Consider the following 20,268-nt stretch of genomic DNA (forward strand, 5'->3'; position numbering starts at 1 on the left):
TAGGTCAGCTTATTCTTCAGTAGTGACCTCTTCCAAGCGCTGCTTTTCAACCAAATCTGCATAATATCCTCCTTTCTGTAAGAGCTCTTCGTGCGTGCCCATTTCTGCAATCTGCCCATCTTCCAATACCAGGATCTGGTCAAACTCCAATAGCGAATAGATCCGGTGTGTAATGATGATGGCGGTCTTATCCGCAAGAGCGCCAGACAAATAGCCCAGAATCTGCTGTTCTGTTTTGGTATCTACAGCTGAGAGGCAGTCGTCCAGAAGTACAATATCTGGCTGTTTGAGGAAAGCCCGAGCAATAGAGACCCGTTGTTTTTGTCCGCCGGAAAGCGTGACCCCTCTTTCGCCCACCATAGTCTCAAACCCATTGGGCAAGTCCATGATGTCGTCATATACAGCAGCATACCTGGCATACTGCCTGACTTCCTCCTCTTCAGCATCCCGCCGCCCAAAAGCGATATTGCTGGCGATGGTATCAGAAAAGAGGAAAACGTCCTGAGGTACGTAGCCCACCGCCCGGCGCAGCTGATACAGGTCGTGGTCTCGTATATCCTTGCCGTCTACTCGGACTTTGCCCGAGCTTGCATCGTACATGCGCACCAAGAGGTCGGCGATAGTGGTCTTGCCGGAGCCTGTTTTCCCAATAATGGCCATTTTCTGCCCTGGCTTCAGCGCGAAGGAAACGTCCTTGAGCGCTTGCGTACCGGTATCCGGATAGGTGAAGGAGACCTGATCGAACTCAATGCTGCCACGGATAGGCTCGCCCGGTGTGCCCAGATTGGCGATTTCGGGTTCGAGTTGCAAGAATTCGTTGATCCGTTTCTGAGAAGCTGCTGCCTGTTGGATGATCGAAGCGATCCATCCGATAGCCGTTACGGGCCAGGTAAGCATATTCACATAGATGACGAACTCTGCGATATTGCCTGGGGTAATCGCTCCACTGACCACCTTGAGCCCGCCCACATATACCGTGATGACCGTGCTGGCCCCGATCAGCAGGATCATGAGGGGGTAGAAAAAAGCATCTACCCTGGCCAGGCCCAGGGCTTTGTCCCGGTAAATGTCGCTCTCTTTTTTGAAAAAGCGGAGCATAGGCTTCTCCTGTACATAAGATTTGACCACCCGGATGCCAGAATAAATTTCCTGGGCATTGGTGTTGAGCCGGGCCAGCTGCCGCTGAATGACCTCGCTTTTGCGGTTGATGAGGTTGCTGACATAATAGATGGACACAGACAGTATGGGCAAAGGGGCCAGAGAGTACAGCGTGAGCTCTAAGCTCACACTGACCATAGAGTAAATGACCAGGATGAAAAGAGACACGAGGTTGATGCCATAAAGCACTGCCGGGCCGAGGTACATCCTCACTTTGGAAACATCTTCTGTAATACGGGACATCATATCCCCGGTATTGTTCCGCTTGTAGAAAGAAAGGCTGAGGGCTTCGTACTGCGCAAAAATCTCCTTGCGCATATCATACTCGATCAAGCGGGACATGACGATGATCGTCTGCCTCATAAAGTACATGAAAATGCCCATCAGCAGTGCTAAGATCAGCACCAAAACCCCAAAGAAAAGCAGCGATTGCCCCAAGATGCTGTAAAGCTCTGGCTGAAGGTCAAATCCGTTCAGCATACCGTACAAACCGATGTTCTCAACGACAAGGTCAAGGGCTTCCCGGATCATTTGGGGCTGCAGCACCCGGAAGTAGTTGGACAGGGACACAAAGAGGATCCCGAGTAAAAGGTGCCCCTTGTACCGGAAAAAGAACTTATTCAGATAGGCGAGTTGCTTCACGTGTGGGTCGCTTCAGTCAGGTTCAGGAAAAATATCCTTTCACAAAATTAAACCGCTTCCGGAAAGGTTTGGGCGCAGCCAGATTTTTTCATGCAGGAAATGCCTGTAGGGGAGGGGGTTGAGCGGGAAGCTCAAGCCATTCCACAGCCGTTTTGCACTTTCTTAAAACCCATGTGCCATAGATTGGTTGACCTCTCGGGCCTATTCTGCTTCATCTTTAGTGTTTAGCCATCGTTTTCTGCTCAAAGCCAGCACTCCGAATAAAGCCGCACCTGCACCCGCAATAGGCAGCCATGGCAAACCTGCAGGTGGCGGGGCTACAGCTTTTCCGTAAGGGGTAAGGCCAGCCCAGTAGTAGGGCGATTTCTTGAAGCCAGGAATGCTGTTGTCTTCCAGGTAGCCCCGCTTGGCAGAGGATAGCGCCCGGGCAAGATCCTGGCCCCGAGCCAGCTCCTTATAAAAGCGGGCGATAATGAGGCTAGTGCTTTGGTCGTTCAGGTTCCAAAGGCTGGCCAGGACACTGTGAGCGCCTGCGTACACGAAACCGCGCCCTAGCCCGAGCACGCCCTCTCCCTGTGCAAGGGCGCCTACCTGGCTTTGGCAGGCGCTCAGGACAACCAGCTTGGAGGAAGTGCGCAGCTGGTAAAGCTGGCTTAGGGTGACGAGGGTGTCTGCTAGGGCAAAGTAGGGCTCTCCGCCGGTAGGGCTAGAGGCTGTATGCGTCGCAAGATGGAGGATTTGTGCATCCGGCAGGGCCTCCTTCAGCCATAGATAGCAGGCCTGCTGCCCGTCTGCCCGCAGAGCGGGGTATTGGCGTGCAATGGCTTCTGCTTCGGCGGCGGTATGAGGAAGTGCTGCCCATTCCCCTTTTGCTTTTCGGCTAAAAGGGGTGCCTACATAAAACTTGCCCTCGGGCATTATTGTAGGCTTCCGCATCAATAGCGCGCCGGAAAAGCCGTACCTGATGATATGAGTCTTGGCCAGGTAGGGGGCATTGGGCAGCGCTCTGCTGCCGGGGGCTGTGATCAGTGCGTCGAATGGCAGGTAGGAGAGTGGCCCAGAGGGTATAATGGTGATCAGGGGCTCCCCGTTTAGGGGTACTGGGCCAAGCAGCTTTTGGAATAGGCGGTAGGCAGCCTCCTGATACCCTTCGGGGTCATTGGCAATTTGGCTGCTTTGCGCAAAATAGCGGGAAAAGTTAGCTATTGCCGGTTGGATAGTGCCGAGCTCGCCCAAGTCGTGTATAGACGCTGAAGTGGGGCTGGCCGCAAGGGCATAAAGGCGTTTTGTGCCATATAGGAAGTGGACCAAGATACCATCTTCCGGGCGGAGATACTGTTGTTGTAGCTCGCTCAAAGAGGGCGGCCGTTGGCTGTCTGTCCATTGTTCATACTGTGGGTACTGTTGGCTGATGGTGTCCTTGAGCTGTTGCAAGGCGGTTTCTTGTTGTAATGCGGACTGTAGAAGGGCGGCCTTTTGCTGCCCGGAAAGGGATTTGGCCTCTTTCTGTTTTTGGGCAATCCCTTGCTCTAGCTTCAGCTCCCGTTTGAGCAGGCCTGCAGGGAGCCTTTGGGCTTCTCGCGAGCGTGCCAAGGCATCTTGCAGGACAGCCGCTTTGCTCTTCTCCATAAAGTAGAAGCCCGTCTCGGGGTCATTCAGTTCAAAGCAGACTTTGAGGCCAAGCTCATACAGCCTGAGGGCTTCCTTTCGCCAAAAGAGTTTTGTAGTTTCATCAGATACCCGGAAGCGCATTTCATCGGCAAGATAGTCGGCGGCAAGCAAGAAAGACAGGGCCCGTTCCAGTTGCTGCCGATCTTGGCTCAGGGCTTCCGCATAATCATAGAGATAGACTGCCAGATCGACGGGAGCTCCAGATGCAGCAAGCTGCTGTTGTACCTCAGGCGTAAGCTGTGCATGGTGCAGCAGAAGCGGGGCGAGGGTGGCCACTGCCGCTTCAAAGGCTTGATTGGCCCCAAGCGGCGTACCGTAGTTTTTTTCCCAGACCCCAAGGGTGTTGTAGGCCTGTGCTATGCTTACCGGTTTGCCCGAGCGAGTGGCATGGCCAAGTGCCTGTTTCAGGTACTGCAGTGCTTCTTTGCCGGAGCCCTGCCGTATTGTGGCAAGCCCGCACAAGTTGCCTGCTTTGGCCGCTGCAGGCCAGTCTTCAAGCGCTTCCAGCTTTTGCAGGGCCTGCCGTGCTTCCTGTGCAGCTTGGCTGTAGCCGCCCTGCTCATAGTAGGCCTTTCCGAGATTGAGCAGGGAGCTGGCTTCGTTGATGCCTCCGCTGCCCTGATAATAGGCCCGCGCCATCTGCAAAGGTGGGATGGCTTGTTCATACGACTGCAGCTCACTGTAGGCAAGCCCCAAATTGATGGCTGCCGCTGCTTGGGACCCTTCTTCCCCAGGCTGTGTATCTTCTATCACAAACTCCAATTGCCGAGCCGCCCGCTGATAGTCGCCGGCATCGATGCAGACCCCAGCGAGCTTGATCAGGGTGTTGCGGTACTTGTTGCGCTTGCCCAGCTTGCCCTGTATTTGGGCGGAAGCCTCTAAAGCTTCCATGGCGGCAGGATAGTTTTCGGCTTTATCATAAAAGAAGCCCAAGTTGAAAAGGGAGCTGCCCAGGTCTTCATCAGCCTGGCCTTTGCTGGCTTCCCGGCGGTATTCGATCGCCCGCTTGGTCCACTCGATCGCTTGGCCGGCTTCCCCTGCCCCATAAGCTTTTTTCCCCATCTCGTGCATGAGCAGCCCTTTTTCTTCGGGGCTGAAACTCGGGCACTGCTCCACAGAGTCTGCATAGCTTAGCTGGGCTTCCATAGGGAGGCGCTCCAGTGCCTGCGCAATGGTTAACCGGGGGCAAAGCTGTGCCCATGCAGGGCCGGGAAGTGCCAAGGCAGGCAGGCAGGCTAAAGCCCAGATTAGGTGACGTTTCATGCACGCTTCTTTTGGTTGACAACGGGCCGGGCATAAAGCTGGGCGGCCATGCTGTACTCGTTTTTTGGGCTTAGGTGCTATCTAAAACGGAGCAGCAGCACAGGGGGCTAACGCTACAGCGTCGGGCGCAAACCAGATTGTCGTTTTTTTCCTGCCCCCGCACAATGTGATGGGGCCTGCCCCTGCCGTGAGGGCAGGTGCCGCTATGCTACGGGGCTCGCTGCCCGCTCGGCCCCTCGCCCTGCAGGCGTCGGGTCTGGCCTTCAGCCACCCCTCCGCAGCGCTAGGCCAACGCTAGGCTATAAATAGACGCAATCGGCATTTGGGTTTACGCCCACAGCGTCCAATAGGTGCCTGATCAAAATACTCCGAATCCATGGGTTTGCCAAATCATGGGCCGGGGCTTCTCGCACTGAGCACAGCAGAAGCTCCGGAAATAGCTAAATTATACCTTGGCAAACCAAGATTTCTCTGCGTGTCTACTGCGTGGTGGACAATAGACTTGATGCGCCGGGCCGGCGCGTGATTGAGAACAGCTCCTTTTCCCTACGGCACGGGCCCAGCGCATCAAGCTTATTGTGTTTTGATGATCCGGGCAGACCAGCGCTGGCCGGGCAGCTGCACGCTGAGCACGTAAAGCCCTGCGGGCAAGCCCGATAAGTCAAACTGCTCGGTGGTAGTGGCATTGCCAGGCAGCAGCAGGCTGCGGGCCACCACCCGGCCGAAAGCGTCAAAAAGGAAGATTTCTCCTGCTTCTTTTGCAGGCCCAGCCTCGAGGTATACCATGGCCTGTGCCGGGTTGGGATAAGCGCGGAGCTGAAGCTCCGGCACGTCCGTTTCTTGCTGGCCGACCAGGCAGATTTGGGGCATGTCCAGTTTTCGGCCGTTGGCGGCAAAAGGGGCTAAGGCAGAGACGGGCATAGCGTTGTCCAAGATAATACCCCGTACAGCCTGGGCGTCTGCGGCAGGGCCCATAGCGCAGTAGATGAGCGCGGCCGCAGCAGCCACTTGGGGGGTGCTCATAGAGGTGCCCGATTTCAGCCCGGTCATGCCCATAGGCAGATAGCTGTCGATATCCCTTCCTGGCGCAGCAATATCGACCAATCCAGGGCTGAAGTTAGAAAATATGGAGCGGGTGCAAACAGAGTCTGTCTCCCCTTCGGGCATCCATTCCCAAGCGCCTACAGCGATTTGGTTGGGCGCATCGAAACAGGCAGGGTAAAGGGCAAGAGTGTCGAGGTTGAGGCTGTCGTTCCCTGCCGCAGATACGATAAGCGTTTGTTGGGCTGCTGCGTCGTCTACGGCATTGCGCAAGATTGTGCTTGAGCTACCGTAGAAGCCCCAACTGTCGTTGATGACCTGTGCGCCGTCTTCCAGTGCCTGATAGGTGGCGCAGGCTACTTGGAAAAGAGAAGATACCCCACGGCTATCGTGAGATTTATAGGGCAGGATATGGAAGTTGCAACCGGCACAGGAGGCGGTATCCAAAGTACGGGCAATGATCCCGGCCACATGGGTGCCGTGCCCGTGGTTGTCCATGGGGTTGTTGCGTGGGAGCAGGGTAGTAGAGAAGTCCACTCCAATAGGGTCATCAGGGTAGCAGTTGTCGTCGTCGTCCCCTTCATTCAGCTCATCCGGTTTGCGGAAGATGTAACCGCCCAGGCCTTCGTGCTGATAGTCTACCCCGGTATCGATAACGGCGATACGCACGGCATCGGCGGGGGCAGGGGGGATGCCATTCAGGTCTTGATCGGTCAGGGGCATATTTTCGGCAGGGGCCTGATCGAGCAGCTGCGAGATGGTGACATAGTTGGGGTCAACTCCTTGCAGCGGGACTTCGGCCGTAGCCCCTTTCACCCGCTCAAGAATCCCGATGCTAGGCCCGTTCGGCACAGGGTTGCCATTGGCGTCAAAAGCAAGGCTGTCGCCCAATGTCCAGAGCTCTAGCTGGTTGCAGACGCAAGAGTCCTTTAGCACTGCTCCGTATTGGTTGCGCAGGCGTATTTTAGTGGTATCGGGCGTGCCAGGAACGAATTGTGCCACGACTTCCCGGGTAAAATAGGGCCAGTCCAGAGAATCCGTCTGAAAAGGGTAGCCCAAGGCAGCGAGCGTATCCCCGTAGTGGATCGGGTTGGTTTCTGGATAGGGGAAAGATGCGTGCAGCTCTACATCATCAATAATCCAAAAGTAGCCATTGCCCTCGTAGACAAATTCAAGCTGAATGTTGCTATTGGCTGCTATAGTTGTGATATCGATGACCTGTACATCGTTCGGGCTGGTCTCCACCTGAGGCTGTAGCCCTTGGTTGATATTGAAAGACTGAGCACTCCCGGTAGAGAGGTTGGTCACAGTCACGAATAGAATGGCTTGGAGGTGCCGGTAGTACTGATTGAACTTAAGGTAGACCGTATTGTGCCCCGACAGGTTGATGGCAGGGGAGGCCGCCCGGTCAAAGCCTTGGCCTATAGCCAAGGCCCCGCCCCCAGAATCGGAACCGATAGGGGGGCGGCCGTTCCAGAGGGTAGGGTCTAGCGATTCGGCCGTGCCGTCTGCTGTGAAGAACCAGCTGTTGTTGGGGATATCCAGCCAGGTGTCGGCTTGAGACTGGCTGTCAAAGGTAAACGATGCCAAAGGGGCTTGCCCCCAGGCAGTGGCTGCCCAGCAAAAGGCAAAGAATAACATCAGGCGATGCTTCATGGTGTTTTTGGTTTTTTGAACGAAAGGGGCTGTCCAGGCTGCTTGTTGCAGCACCTAGTGCCTTAAGCCATAAATCCTTGACACCCCAAGTTTCGTTATTTTCCGTCTACTCTTCGTTAAAGAACCGCTCCTTTAGCTCGGGCTAAAGTCGCGAACCTTAGCCTTGATTAGCCGGAAAATAACTTCAACTTAAGTATCAGAGATTTATGACTTAAGGCACTAGGGCAGCGAACCGTTCGCTCGTAGGGGTATAGAAAAAAGGTGAAGGCGCAGCAGCTGACTGGCGCTAAGGCAGCGCTTTCAGCAGCTCTTGTGCACGGGTAAAGAGGTAATCGTCTTCTTTGGGGATTTCGGCAAGGGCAGCGCGCGCTTGTTCATATCCCTCTGTTTTCAGGTAGCTGAGCGCCAAGTACCAATGCCCATAGTTTTTGTAAACAGAAGAGCCGTTGGCCAGCTCTTGGAAGAGGCTGCGGGCTTCTGCAGTCCGCTCGGTCTCCATCGCGCAAATGGCTTGTGCAAATTGGGACTGAGGCGAGCCGGGCACCTCCTTCAACAAAGCGTAGGCCCGTTCGTAATCTCCCTGGTTGAATGCCGTTTCTGCTGCTGCCAGAGCAGGGGCTTCATTGCTGCGCTCGGTTAAGGAAATGGGCTCGTGCGTGGCGTATTCAGCGTAAAGCTGCTGCCCGGACTTGGGGGCGAATGGGTTGAAAACGAGCAAAACCAATGCAATAACGGCGGCTGCAGCAAGGGCGGCTACCCACCACCGCTGCCCTATTGGGCGGACTTTAGCCTCAGAGGGGGCATTGCCGTGCTCTAGGCTATCACCGCCGAAATATTGCTTTCCCAGCAGGCCCATTTGAGCGGCAAGTGCATCCTTTTGGCTTTCAAATTTCAGGTAGCGCTGCATGGCTTCCCTTTCCCTAAGTGCTGCAGCAAGGTCCGGTTCTGTAGCAAGCCGTTCGGCGAAGGCTGTTTTTTCCCTTTCTGCCAGGGTGCCGTCCAAGTATTGTTCGATAAGTAGGTAGTCATCCGCTTGCATAGGCTAAATCTTTGCTGATTGGAACAAATGTCGCCATCGTTCAATGCAGGCGTTTTTCCTCCGGTACACGGTGTTGGCGTTAGTCATCTCAAGGGCCTCGGCTACTTCCTGAGAAGTGGCTCCGGCGCTCAGCAAGCGGAGGAGCTTTTGGCATAATGGGCTGAGCTGTTGGAAGGCCTTATCCAGCTTTTGTTGCCGGATGGCTTCTTCTTCCACAGCTTCCAAATCGTTTTGAACGATGTTCTCATGTGGCAATTGCACGGCCTGCGCTTTTCTTACCTCTGCCTCCCGGTTATTTTTCCGTAGGCGGTTCAGCCATTTGTTCCTGCAAATACTGAACAGCAGTGCCCCGATAGGGCAGGTCAGGACAAAACTTTCGTCCTGTGCTTTTTGGCAGAGCGCTATCACCCCCTCTTGGAAAACATCTTCTGCATCCGCTATGCTCCCACTGTTCTGCACCACCCAGCTGGCTACAGTACGGGCTTGACTGCCGTATAGCTCCTCTAGTTTGGAGTAGTCGCCAGCGCGGAACGCGAGCAGGTATTGGTGGTCGGGGTGTTGGTTCATCGTAGTATAAAGATAATCGTTCTGAACAGAAAACGTAGGTAGGAGTGGTAAGAAATCCTATCGGGCTGCAATACAGATAAGATTGGCGCGCCTTATGCCAAGCTTTGCGCTTACGAATATCCTGATTGGTGGCAGGCCTACTGTTTAACAGGGCTATTGCCACAGCAGGCTGAGCGCATGTTTGGAGTTCGCTCCTATTGCAGATCAATGCTTTATGAACAGGGCTTGCTCGCTAAATTTCCCTTTAGCCTGCTAGGCCCAAGTTTGGCGGCTTCGGCAGGGCCCCGCTGGCACAGTAGGTGGGTATAAAACATTGATTTTCAAAGTAGAAGAGCTCCAGGCAGGTGCTTCGGGAGTGCAGGGCCGTAAGGTGCCCGGCTTTTTAGAAAACCAAAACCAAGAATGATGAACCGTATTAAACTAGCTGTTTTTTTACTTTTATTGCCTTTCGCAGGGCTTTGGGCCCAAGCCGATTGGCAGCCCTTTACCGCCCTGATCCAATCAGGGCAGCCCGGTAATGGCTTTGGCTACGATCTGGCGCTCAGCGCAGATGGAGAAACCCTTGTTGTTGGCGCGCCTTTCCATCAAGTGGGCACCGACCGCCCTGGAGCGGTCTTTGTGTACAGAAAGCCTCCGGGGGAAGAAGCGTGGCAGCAGTTTGGGGCAGAGCTGTCTGGATCTGTAGATAGCGACCGAATGGGCTATGCTGTGGCAGTAAACAATGACGGAAGCGTCATCGCGGCGAGCCTTCCTTTTTTCGATAACCCCACAGGGGAATGGGGCAAAATCCGGGTTTTCGAATGGCAGGGCGGTGCCTGGCAGCAAAGAGGGGCCGACATTGAAACACTTGGCGGCTTTGAGTTTGGCTGGGATATTGCGCTAAATGCTACGGGCAGCCGGGTATCAGCCACCTGCTTGTCTGGCACAGATGTGGTGTATGAGTGGGATGGCACAAATTGGCAATTGCTGGGGCCAGGCTTTAGCCCTCAAGGCGATTTCAACCCTTATTCTACTGCCCTCAGCGATGATGGCAACCGTATAGCCTTTGGCTCTCCAAATAAAGCGGGGCTTTCAGAAGAGGTAGGCTCTGTTTATGCTTATGAATGGAACGGCAGCACGTGGGCCCCTATGGGCAGCCCGGTATTGGATAGCCTGAAATACCGGGATTATGGCCTTGCGGTAGACCTCAATTACTTGGGCAATGCCTTAGCTGTAGGGGCTCCTAAGCTAAGAGACGAGAGCAATAGCATACGCGGCGGCGTTGAAGTATTTGAATATGTGCCCGGCGCCGGCTGGTCGCAAAAAGGGGGCACGATATATGGATTGGACGCCTATGATGAGTTTGGCACCGATGTGAAGATCTCCTGGGATGGCAATATTGTTTTTGCAGGCGCACCGCGGCAGAGCAGCAGCCGGGGCGCCGGAGCTGCATTTGAGTGGAACGGCAGCAGCTGGGAAGCCCGTGGCACTGCTGTGGTAGGGGCCATGATAAACTCAAGAGCGGGGCAGGCCATAGCTATGGATGCCAATGGCACCGTTGCGGCTTTGGCCGTTGAGGAGGAAGCTGTTCAGGTATTCAACTGGAGCACGGTGTCTGCCGTAAAGCACGCTACCTTTTTGAACTGTAGCATTTACCCCAATCCTGCTACGGATTGGCTGGTAGTGGATGTCCCGGAATCAGTAGGGCCGTTTGTGGCCTCGCTGGCTGATGAGGCCGGCCGGGTCGTCTTTCAAGCGCATGGTAAGGGGGGCGAAAGCCTTCGCTTTGAACTTGCTGGCCTTAAAGGGGCTTACTGGGTAGTGGTCGATGCTGAAGGCAAGCGGGGCGTAGAGCTGCTAATTGTTGAATAAGCTTGATGAGACAGGGCCTAAACGGTGGGCAATCAAAATTTTAGCTCCATGATGGCATCGGCCTAGCGCTGCGGAGGGGTATAAGCCCGGTAGGGCCGAGCGGGCAGCGAGCCCCGCAGCATAGCGGCACCTGCCCGCGGGCACATCCTTGCGGCAGGGGCAGGCCCCTGAGGACAGCTCATTGCCCCACTGTACTGGCCTGGTGCAGCAAGCCAAATGAAAGGGCTGCTTGAGCAGGGCAGAAAAAAGCCCGGCTCAGGGTAAGGATGCAGCCCTCACTGCTATATGCAGGTGATAATATCATTTTTCCAGGTTAAACCACCCCAGACGATGAACCATCTACACGCTGTTGCAGGAGCAACGGCCGTTTCTGAACCAATGGCAGCCATCTCCAGGCTGTTTAACCCCAAAACCTCAACATTATGAAAGCATTGATCGCCCTGATGGCAGGGCTATGGCTGTTGGCGTGGCCCGCTGCAGCCCAGCATGTTGCCTTGCACTGCGATGGCAACGACGATTGGGTCCGCTTGCCCCTTGGAAGTACGCCGCTGGCTGGCAACCCCGCTGCGTTTACCGTCGAAACCTGGTTTCAGGCCAATGTGACGGACAATGACTTCCACCGGTTGTTCAGCTTGGGCAGCGTAGGCACCCGCATTGAGTTTGGCACGCGGGGTACGGATCTGCGCTACTTCCTGGGCATCCCCGCTCAGAGCAGTATATTATCCAACCTGGCCACCATTGTCCCCAACGCTTGGCACCACTTGGCAATTGTCCGTAGTGGAGGGCAGATAGAAGTCTTCTTGGACTGTGTTTCGGTCGGTTCCATCCCGGTTACCGGCAACCCAAACCTGCAGGAATTCCGATTAGGGGCCTGGACTGGCGGAGCCACTACCCCTCCACAGGAATGGGAAGGGCAGCTGGATGAACTGCGTCTATGGGGCACAGCCGTATCTGCCGCTGATCTTTGTAACCGCCTCAACTGCCCGCTATCTGGCCAGGAGGCAGGGCTTATTGCTTATTGGGATTTCAACGAAACAGCGCCCGGTGGCAATAATACGGCTCTTGCCCAAGTAGCAGACCGCAGCCCCAACGGCAATGATGGGATTATTTATATAGGTGGCGATAGCCCTATTTCGCTGACGGGCAATAGCAGCAATTTTGTTGGCTCTACAGCCCCTTTGGCCTACCCTGCACTGCATGGGCTTGACCTTGAAATCCGGGACTACCCCTATCAGGCTGGCCTGTTATCTGATATCTGCAGCGGAGACCCCGCCCAATTTTGCCTGGACGATCAGGGGGCGGTGCCTGGCCCATACAGCAATGTAACAGTAGCCTGGCAATACTCGGATGATGGCGGGGCCACTTGGCTGCCGCTTGCCGGGCCAGTGTTCCAAGATTATTGTTTTCCTGTGCCGCCGGGCATTCTCACGTTGGACTGTGCGAGCAGCACGGCTGGTTTCATCGACCGGAAATACCGGGCGGTCAGTACTGCGATGGATCCGGTTTCCGGTTTGTCTTGCGCATACGAAAGCAGTGCATACGACCTTCGCATTACCTGTCCGCTCAGCCCTGCGTCGGTAGCTATTTTGCCCGGCGGCCCTTTTTGCGAGGGCGAAGCGGTCAGTTTTCAGGTCAACCTCAACTCGCCTGACCCATTTGTAAGCACTCCAGGGCCTAATGTGAGCATAGATTGGTATCTCGATGACCCTGTTGCTGGCCGGTCTTTGCTGCCGTTCAGCGGCCAATCTTCCTTCACCTTCTCCTACACAGCCCCTCAGGTAGCGTCCCCCCGGACGGTCTGCATTGAAGCGGAGGTGGCAAACGGCGCTAAGGCAGAAACGTACGAAAAGTGCTTTACAATAGACCCGGAGCCTGAGTGCGGTATTATTGAAGGCTGGCCTATTGGCATGCCAGCCAACCTCGAATTGGCCTCGCCCCTGCCGAATTTAGCCTATGAAATCTGCCCTGGCAACGATGCTACACTTGGCATAGACCCCGCCAATCCATTTAACGACTGTATCCCTCAGTGGCAGTACACATTTGATGACCCGGCGGTAGTGGCTTCCCCTGCCTGGTCGAGCATGGGGCTGTCGAATACCTTACAGAATACCAATATTTTGCCCAGCCACCTCTGGCCTTCCGGTGCTACATCTATTTTTTACCGTATCGAATGCCAGCCGCTTTCCTCCCCATCAGGCTGCGCCCCCTGCTATGGGAATATCATTGAAGTGAGGCTGAAAGCTGCCCCTATATTGCCAGTAGTAGCCGGTCCTACAGAAGTCTGTGTGGAAGGCCTTCCGGCAATCTTGGCCATTCAGAACATAGAAGCAGGTGTCATTTACACTTGGCTGCACAATGGCCTGCCCATTGCCACAGGCCCCACATCGCTCCCGGTCAATTTGGCCGGCTGTTATTGGGTAGAAGCTAGTAACGGCTGCCAGGTAGTGGAAAGCGCCCGGCATTGCGTGGATGTCTGCGAGACTATTGCCCGCCTGAGCTGCCCGCTACCGCCAAATGCCTGTGCTACGCCGGGCGAGCCGGTCACGGTTACGGCTTGCGCTTCGGAGAATACCTGCTCTGGCACGTCGGGGCTGCTCTTTGAGTGGTTTGTGGATGGGGTATCCCAAGGAGCTGCAAGCAGTGCCTGCGACTTCACACACACCCCTGCGCTCACTGGCACTGCATACAAAGTGTTGGTGACAGACCCGGCTACTGGCTGTATGGGCATAGCAGAGCAGGTGGTAGTGCCTTGTGTTCAAAACTAAATATGGCCAGCTCAGCTTGCCAGAACCCAAAAAAAGGAACCATGAAAAATATAAATTTTATTCTCCTGGCCATTTTTGCCTTTTGGCTAAGTAGGCCAGATTGCGCATTAGCGCAGTGCGACCCCAGCTGTAGCCCCACTGGAACACTGAATTTCAGTACAGGCTGGGACCCGGTAGCCAGCACTACCATTGGCCTGGGCCAGATAGACCCGCATTGGCGGCTGATGAACGTACCTCCTATATCCGGCGCAGTGCCACCTGGTGCTGCAGTGCCCACTCCTCCAGACGCCTATGCCATACCACCGTTGAACGGGTTTTGGAACGTACTGTCTGGCTCCAGGGTGTTGTCAATGACCAATCAAAACAACTTTGGGCCCAACAACCTTAACCCCGCCCAGCCCTGGCGTTTTCGGCGTTACTTCTGTTTATGCCAGGACGCAGAGGTGGTCTTGGAAGGCGATATCAAAGCTGATGACACCGGCGGGCTGGCCCTCTACAACAGCAGTGGAGTACCCATGGGGTTTTCTGCTGCGCTTGCCCCTGCCCCAAATACCAGTAATTTTAATACCGGGGTATCTTTTGCGCAAGCGCTATTCCTACCTGCGGGGGGCTACTACTTCGAGTTTGAACTGCTGAATACGAATGGGGTGGCCACTGGGTTTGCCGTAGAAGGCCTGATGACGAGTGCCAATGGGCTTGTGATCAACGATGAGCAGAGCGCTTGCTGTGCCGCAGCGGCCATAACCGGGCAGAAGCTGCTGGACCTAAATGCAAATGGTGTTTTTGACCCGGGGACAGACCAAGCTGGGCCAGGTTTTTTCTTCGACCTGATAGACCAAGCTACAGGTATGGTGATCGCTACAGCCCAAAGCGATGCTTTTGGCGAATTTGAGTTCGGCAACCTGCCTCCCGGAAACTATACCGTGCGGGAACAGGTTCAATGGGGATGGCTGTCTTTCGCGCAGTCGTACACCATCAACTTGGGCGCCAACGATGCACAGCACGTCACTTTTCTAAACCTGCCCTACACCCCAACGGTATGGCTAGACTGCACCTTCGGCGGTATACAGCCCGAGCCCGATAATGATGACGATGAGCGCGGGCTGGCCATTACTACCGATGGCGGCTTTTTTGGCAGCAATACGGTCCGGACTTTTTCAACCACCAACCTTTTGGCAGGCCCCAACCCTAATGATAAGATTGTATCCAAATCTTGGGACAATGGCTCTGGGGCGCTACAGCCTGTAGGGAAGATCAATTATTTTACTGATGTAGACCCTGGGGGGCATTTTGTGGACAATATGCACGTGCTCAATGTACCTTCTTTCTGTAACCCACAGTCCCGTTTCGCAGCGGTAGGCACGGTACGGAATGCCAGCAATTCAGATGTTTTTTATGCTGAGTTTGCGCCCAATGGCAGCATGCTATCCTATGTAGATGTTACGAGCACTCCGGGTTTTGAGCGGGAGCATGTCAATGATTTCATCAGCCTTTCCTCTGGCGAGCTGATGTGGGCAGGGTATAAGATCACCCCTCCCCAAGCAGGTGGCGCAAGGCGCAGGGTGATGGTCTCTAAGTTTGACAACTGCAATGGGCCTTCTTTTCAGCACCGGGAGTACGAAATACAGACCGCTGCAGGCGTACAGCAAGCGGAAGCCGCTTCAGTCATAGAGCTGATAGCCCCTTTGCCAGGCCAGCCCAACGCCAAGTATGTGGTAACAGGGCAAGCTGGCCGTGAAGTGTTCCTGTTGTTTTTAGGTGCCAACCTCAACCCCGTGGGCTCTGCATTGACCTACGATGTGGACAGCAACCCTTCTACGAGCGAAGGGGGTGTCCGGATCAGGCGGAATGGGGATGACCTATTTATCGTGGGGAATGGAGCTGATTTTACGGGCATACTCGGATCATCCGACGAGCGGATTTTTTTGCTAAAGCTCCGTTTCCAAGGGCAGCAGGGGATTCCTCAGGCCTCTGCCTACCTGTACAATTTGCCAGGCCTAGGCGAGCAGGTTGTGGATATGGAGCTCAATAGTTCGGGCGAGCTCATACTGACCGGTGTCTGTGATTTTGCCGACCCATTGGGGGTGAGCGGTAACCCTGAGACACAACAGACCTTCCTTATGGCATTGGACGAATTCGGCAATCAGCTGTGGGGCAAAAAGGTCGCTTTTAGCGAAGGCTCAGCGCCTACTGACCTGCATCTGTCACAACTGTTGGACGAGATCAACGTGACAGGCTCCTGCTGGGTCAATGAATTTGGGGGCACACCATTCCCTTTCAATTCTCGCCGTTTTGATGAGCTGACTATCCGTGCAAGCCGTTATGGGGAGCTGATCTACAATACTGGCTGCACAGAACCGCTAGCCGCACAAGTGGTTTCGCCTACCCCTTTCCCACAAGACTTCCTGGCCACGGCCATCACGCCAAGCTACAGTTTTGTGCCGGGCACACAGGTATCTGGCGATTATTTTGTGGAAAGGATGCCCTGTGCTATTGGCAATGGCGGGGATGTCGAATGTGATAGCCTCCTGCTGACAGCACAGCAATTGGCGGATACCTCTGGCAATTGTTGCTATAGCTTACAGTACCAGAACAATTCGCCTGCGCCAGTATATGAGCTCTGTGTAAGGATAGGCGGAGGTTCTTCTGCTACCTTTGTGAACGTCTCTGCAGTTCCGGGCCTTATTGCCTCCCTTGCCTCAAGCGGGCGGGAGATCAATATCCGCAGCAGCGCTACTACAGCACTGCCAGCCGGGGCGCTCGCGGGTGCAGTAGGGTTCTGCCTGTCAGGGGCTAGTGCGGCCACGCTCAACTACCTGTGGAAAGATGTGAATGGCAATGTCATTTGTGAGCAGGCGGAAACTGTGGAATGCTCCAACTGTACCGCTGACTTCACCTGGTCTTCCGACTGTTGCGGGCTGCAGCTCGCTGGCAGTGCAACGGGTACTGGCCCCTATCTATATGAGTGGGACTTCCTTTGCGATGGCACCATAGACGCCACCGGTGCAACGGTTGCCCTTTCCAACCTGCCTGTAGGGCCCAATGTGCTTTGCCTGGCCGTTACGGATGCCTCCGGATGTACGGCCACCGTCCAACAAACCGTGACAGTAGCTGGCGACGATACGCCCCCGGTCATCAATTGCCCAGCTGATATCACCCTGCCTACGGACCCCGGAGCGTGCTTCGCCAGCTATACCTTTCCGCCACTGACAGCTACAGATGACTGTGATGAGGAGCTGACCGTCAGCTGCTTCCTGACCGGGGCTACTACAACGCCCATTGCGCCAGTCACTGCCCTGAACAAAGGAGTGACCACCGTTAATTGTGCAACAGAGGACGATAAGGGGAACCTTGGCACCTGCACGTACATCATCACTGTGGAGGACAACGAGCCGCCAACCATTACCTGCCCTGCGCCTCCGCCTGTAGTGACGGTGCCTGCTTGCGATGGTGGGGCTGTGGCCAGTTTCGGGCAGCCCGTATTTGGCGATAACTGCCCAATGGCATCCATCTCATCTTCTCACCAAAGCGGGGGCTTCTTCCCCTGTGGCACCACTACGGTCACCTATACCGCAACGGATATGGCAGGCAATGAGACAGCCTGCTCTTTCCCTGTACAAGTAGATTGCAGCTGTGCAGAGGCAGGAGGACAAATATTGGAATGTACGGATGTAGACAATCAGTACCTGTTTACGGCCCAGGTCAATGTGCTGAACAATGCCGGCGCAGGAAATTGTACCATAGATCTGTTAAGCGGCAACCCTGCTGTCATCATCAACAGCGGCAGCGTCACCATAACGGGCACCTACCCCAACTTTACGGTCACGGCATTGGTCGACATAGCCGGGCCGCCTGTGCCACAAGTGGTATCCCTGCAGGTAGTGGTCAGCTGCGTTTGCGATAGCGGCGAAGTGTCTGAGTGTACTTTCCCGCTAAATACTGCGGTGCCCTGTTGCAAGCAAATATTTATTGACCCCGACGAAGTATGCAAAACAGGAGGGGCTGTGCAAGTGCCCTTAGGCGGCTGCAGCAGCCTGTACGACGTACAGCAAGTGCGTTGGTATGTAGCGGATGCGCCTTGCCCGGCAGTGCCCTTTGGCACCCCACCTATCTTGGTCACGAACAGCTGCTCAGACCTGACCTTGCTGCCGCAGTATCACGATACCGATGTCTGTGTATATGCAGAGGTAGACATGGGGCCCGCAGCGGGAGCCTGTACCACTTTGCGCACAGCGCCTGTAGTCATTAGCCTCTGTGAAGGGGTAGGGTGTACCCTTCCTGGGGATGAATTCTGCTACACCGGTACGCCGATAACGCCTTCCCTCCTGACGGCCAGTCTCCCTCCGACGGATTGTGCGTATACCATCCAATGGTACGACAACAACGGGCCGATACCGGGCGAGACCGGGCCTACCTATCAGCCAGGCCCGATCAGTTTGCCCGCTGGCAGTACAGCCTGCTTTGTAGATTTCACCTACCGGGCTGTGATTTCCAGTGTCTGTGGCGATCAGGAATGCAGCGCTACCATCCGTTTGTACAATGAAGATGCGCCCGATGGGGCCCTCGCTCTGTTGCCACCGGATACTAACCCCCTCTGCTATGGCGAAGATGCAGTATTGGCCTATGAGCCGGCCTGTGCCGGGGAGCCCGAAAGGTGGACTTGGCACAAACGCACCGCTACTACGGCCTATGCGCCTATCACTACAAATGGTGACCGTAGCCCGGTTTACTATACCAACCGCCTTTATGAGGATACTTGGATCAAGGTTATCAAACAGAATGGGATATGTCCGGAAGATGAGGTAGAGCTCATGCTGGATATCATAGACCCCCTCGTGGTCAATAGCTTTTCCGCAGATTACTTTACAGTTTGTGCGCCCACAACAGTGGAACTGCAAGTCGATTTTCAGCCTTCTTTCCAGCCAGGAGATGGCTGTGACTATGCCATTACGTGGTACCGGGATGGCAACCCGATTGGCTCCTCCAATCAGTTGGGCAGCCCTGCAAACTTTACGTACACCCCTGCAGACGGTATCGTTAGTGGCTATTACTACGCTGTGGTAGAAAGCAGCTGCTGCCCGCAACGGGTGAAGTCGCCCGTAGTGGTGAAAGACCCTCCTATGGAGGTGCTTGTGGCAGGGCCTTGCTTCCGTTGCAATTGCGACACCGTCAATTTGGAAGGCATTGTCCGCTTCCCGATCCCAGGCTTTAGCTGCACTTATCAATGGTATGATAATGGTGTGCCTATTGCGGGCGAGACGGGGGCACAGCTCACCGTTGACCCCATTTTAGACGGGCCGTTCACCTTTGAGGTGACCTGTACGGATGGGGCAACCACCTGTGTGCAGTCTGAGGATTTTGTATTGATGCAGTGCGGCTCCAAGGAGGAGTGCACAGCCCCCTTCTGCGAGGGCAACCTGGTACAGAATGGCGATTTTGAGCAGGGCACGGCCAGTGGCAGCGATGAGGATATAGCCAACGCGCTGCATTGGGGCGGTATATGGGGAAATGCCGGGGCCGGCTTCAGCAGTGCCGACTTGTACAGCGATGTTGCACTGCCGCCATTTGCCTCTCCGCTCCCCCTTTCTCAGGGGCAGTTCGCTGGGTTTTGGTCAAGGATTCAAGGGGGAGATGCCTTCCGGGAAGGGGTGCTCAACGAGCTGAATGCCACCATCATGCCCAATACCGGCGTATACGAGCTAACCTTTAAGATAGCCTGTCTGTTTACGCCGCCCGGGCCCGCTTCTATGAGCATTTATGTAGCCAATGGCGGTATCAATGGTGGAGCGCCCCTTCTTGATGGGGTTACGCCTACTAACGACAACCTGTTTGCGGACAGCTGGGAAATTGTAGCGCACCCGCTGACGACGAGCTGCGACAATAACTTCCAGGCCTACACCTACACGATGGATACGAACGACCCTGCATTTCCACCTTCAGGCATCAATGCCATTTTCTTTACCCGGACTGATGGTGTACAGCCTGGAGCCTACGTAGCTTTGGACGATGTCTGCCTGCGCAGCATTTGCTGTCAGGATGAGCAGGCTTTTGACACTGCCCTTAATGCGTTCCAGATCGTGCAAAATGGCAATGAGAGCCAGGTTGCGGTCAATCATACTGATTTGAATGGCTGCTACAAAGTAGCAATTGATTGGGGCGATGGTCAGACCGATATCATCTGGCCAGACTTTGCTGTCAATGCAACCCATAATTATGGTTTTTCGGGCGATTACGACCTGCAAATCACGCTGGAAGAGTACGGCAGCGATGGGCTTGTCTGTTTTGATGGCATTTTCAACGGCGGCTCAGTTACAGGGGCAAGCCGATTGGAAAGCGGCAACGAAGTACGGCTATTCCCGAACCCGGCGAGCGAGGAGGTACAGTTGGCCTGGGATGATCAAGGCGCTTTCAGCCAGCTCTTGTTGCGAGATGTGACGGGGGCCCGGCTTTGGGCAGAAAGCATTCCTGCAGGTGCAGTACAAATGGCCCTTGACCTACGGGAGCTGCCGAGCGGCGTGTACTGGGTACAGCTGTTCACGCCTGAAGGCCGCCTAGTCGTCAGGAAAGTCATCAAACAATAACATCTGAGCATAGCCTGGCTCTGGTGCCCTAGGG

Annotated in this window: 7 protein-coding genes and 1 pseudogene; 3 read left to right on the forward strand and 5 right to left on the reverse strand. The window is 55.1% G+C overall.

Annotated elements, in window-relative coordinates; genetic code table 11:
• Window positions 1-9: 9 nt before the first annotated feature.
• From FRY97_RS13010 to FRY97_RS13030, 5 genes are all read right to left on the reverse strand, one after another.
• Window positions 10-1,800, reverse strand: coding sequence for an ABC transporter ATP-binding protein (locus FRY97_RS13010; protein WP_147167978.1), 1,791 nt, complete (start codon window positions 1,798-1,800; stop codon window positions 10-12).
• Between the two features lie 201 nt (window positions 1,801-2,001).
• A complete protein-coding gene (locus FRY97_RS13015) occupies window positions 2,002-4,734 on the reverse strand; it encodes a CHAT domain-containing protein (protein WP_147167979.1) in 2,733 nt (910 codons plus the stop codon).
• Window positions 4,735-5,307: 573 nt separating this feature from the next.
• Window positions 5,308-7,431: a S8 family peptidase gene (locus FRY97_RS13020; protein WP_147167980.1), complete on the reverse strand. Its 2,124-nt coding sequence runs from the start codon at window positions 7,429-7,431 to the stop codon at window positions 5,308-5,310.
• Window positions 7,432-7,717: 286 nt separating this feature from the next.
• Complete coding sequence (locus FRY97_RS13025) at window positions 7,718-8,470, reverse strand: tetratricopeptide repeat protein (protein WP_147167981.1); 753 nt, start codon at window positions 8,468-8,470, stop codon at window positions 7,718-7,720.
• A 3-nt stretch (window positions 8,471-8,473) separates the two neighbouring features.
• Window positions 8,474-9,037, reverse strand: coding sequence for an RNA polymerase sigma factor (locus tag FRY97_RS13030; RefSeq protein WP_147167982.1), 564 nt, complete (start codon window positions 9,035-9,037; stop codon window positions 8,474-8,476).
• Between the two features lie 402 nt (window positions 9,038-9,439).
• Here FRY97_RS13030 and FRY97_RS13035 point away from each other — a divergent pair, with 402 nt between their 5' ends.
• The 3 genes and pseudogenes from FRY97_RS13035 to FRY97_RS23325 form a co-directional block, all read left to right on the forward strand.
• On the forward strand, window positions 9,440-10,888 hold the full coding sequence (locus FRY97_RS13035) for a T9SS type A sorting domain-containing protein (RefSeq protein WP_147167983.1): 1,449 nt from the start codon (window positions 9,440-9,442) through the stop codon (window positions 10,886-10,888).
• 422 nt (window positions 10,889-11,310) lie between these two features.
• Window positions 11,311-13,653 carry a LamG-like jellyroll fold domain-containing protein gene (locus FRY97_RS13040; RefSeq protein ID WP_147167984.1) on the forward strand — a complete coding sequence of 781 codons (2,343 nt, stop codon included), beginning with the start codon at window positions 11,311-11,313 and terminating at the stop codon, window positions 13,651-13,653.
• A gap of 2,480 nt (window positions 13,654-16,133) precedes the next feature.
• Window positions 16,134-17,264 (forward strand): annotated as a pseudogene (locus FRY97_RS23325) (HYR domain-containing protein); the annotation flags it as partial.
• Window positions 17,265-20,268: the final 3,004 nt, after the last annotated feature.

It is taken from the genome of Phaeodactylibacter luteus, assembly GCF_007993045.1.
GTDB lineage: Bacteria > Bacteroidota > Bacteroidia > Chitinophagales > Saprospiraceae > Phaeodactylibacter > Phaeodactylibacter luteus.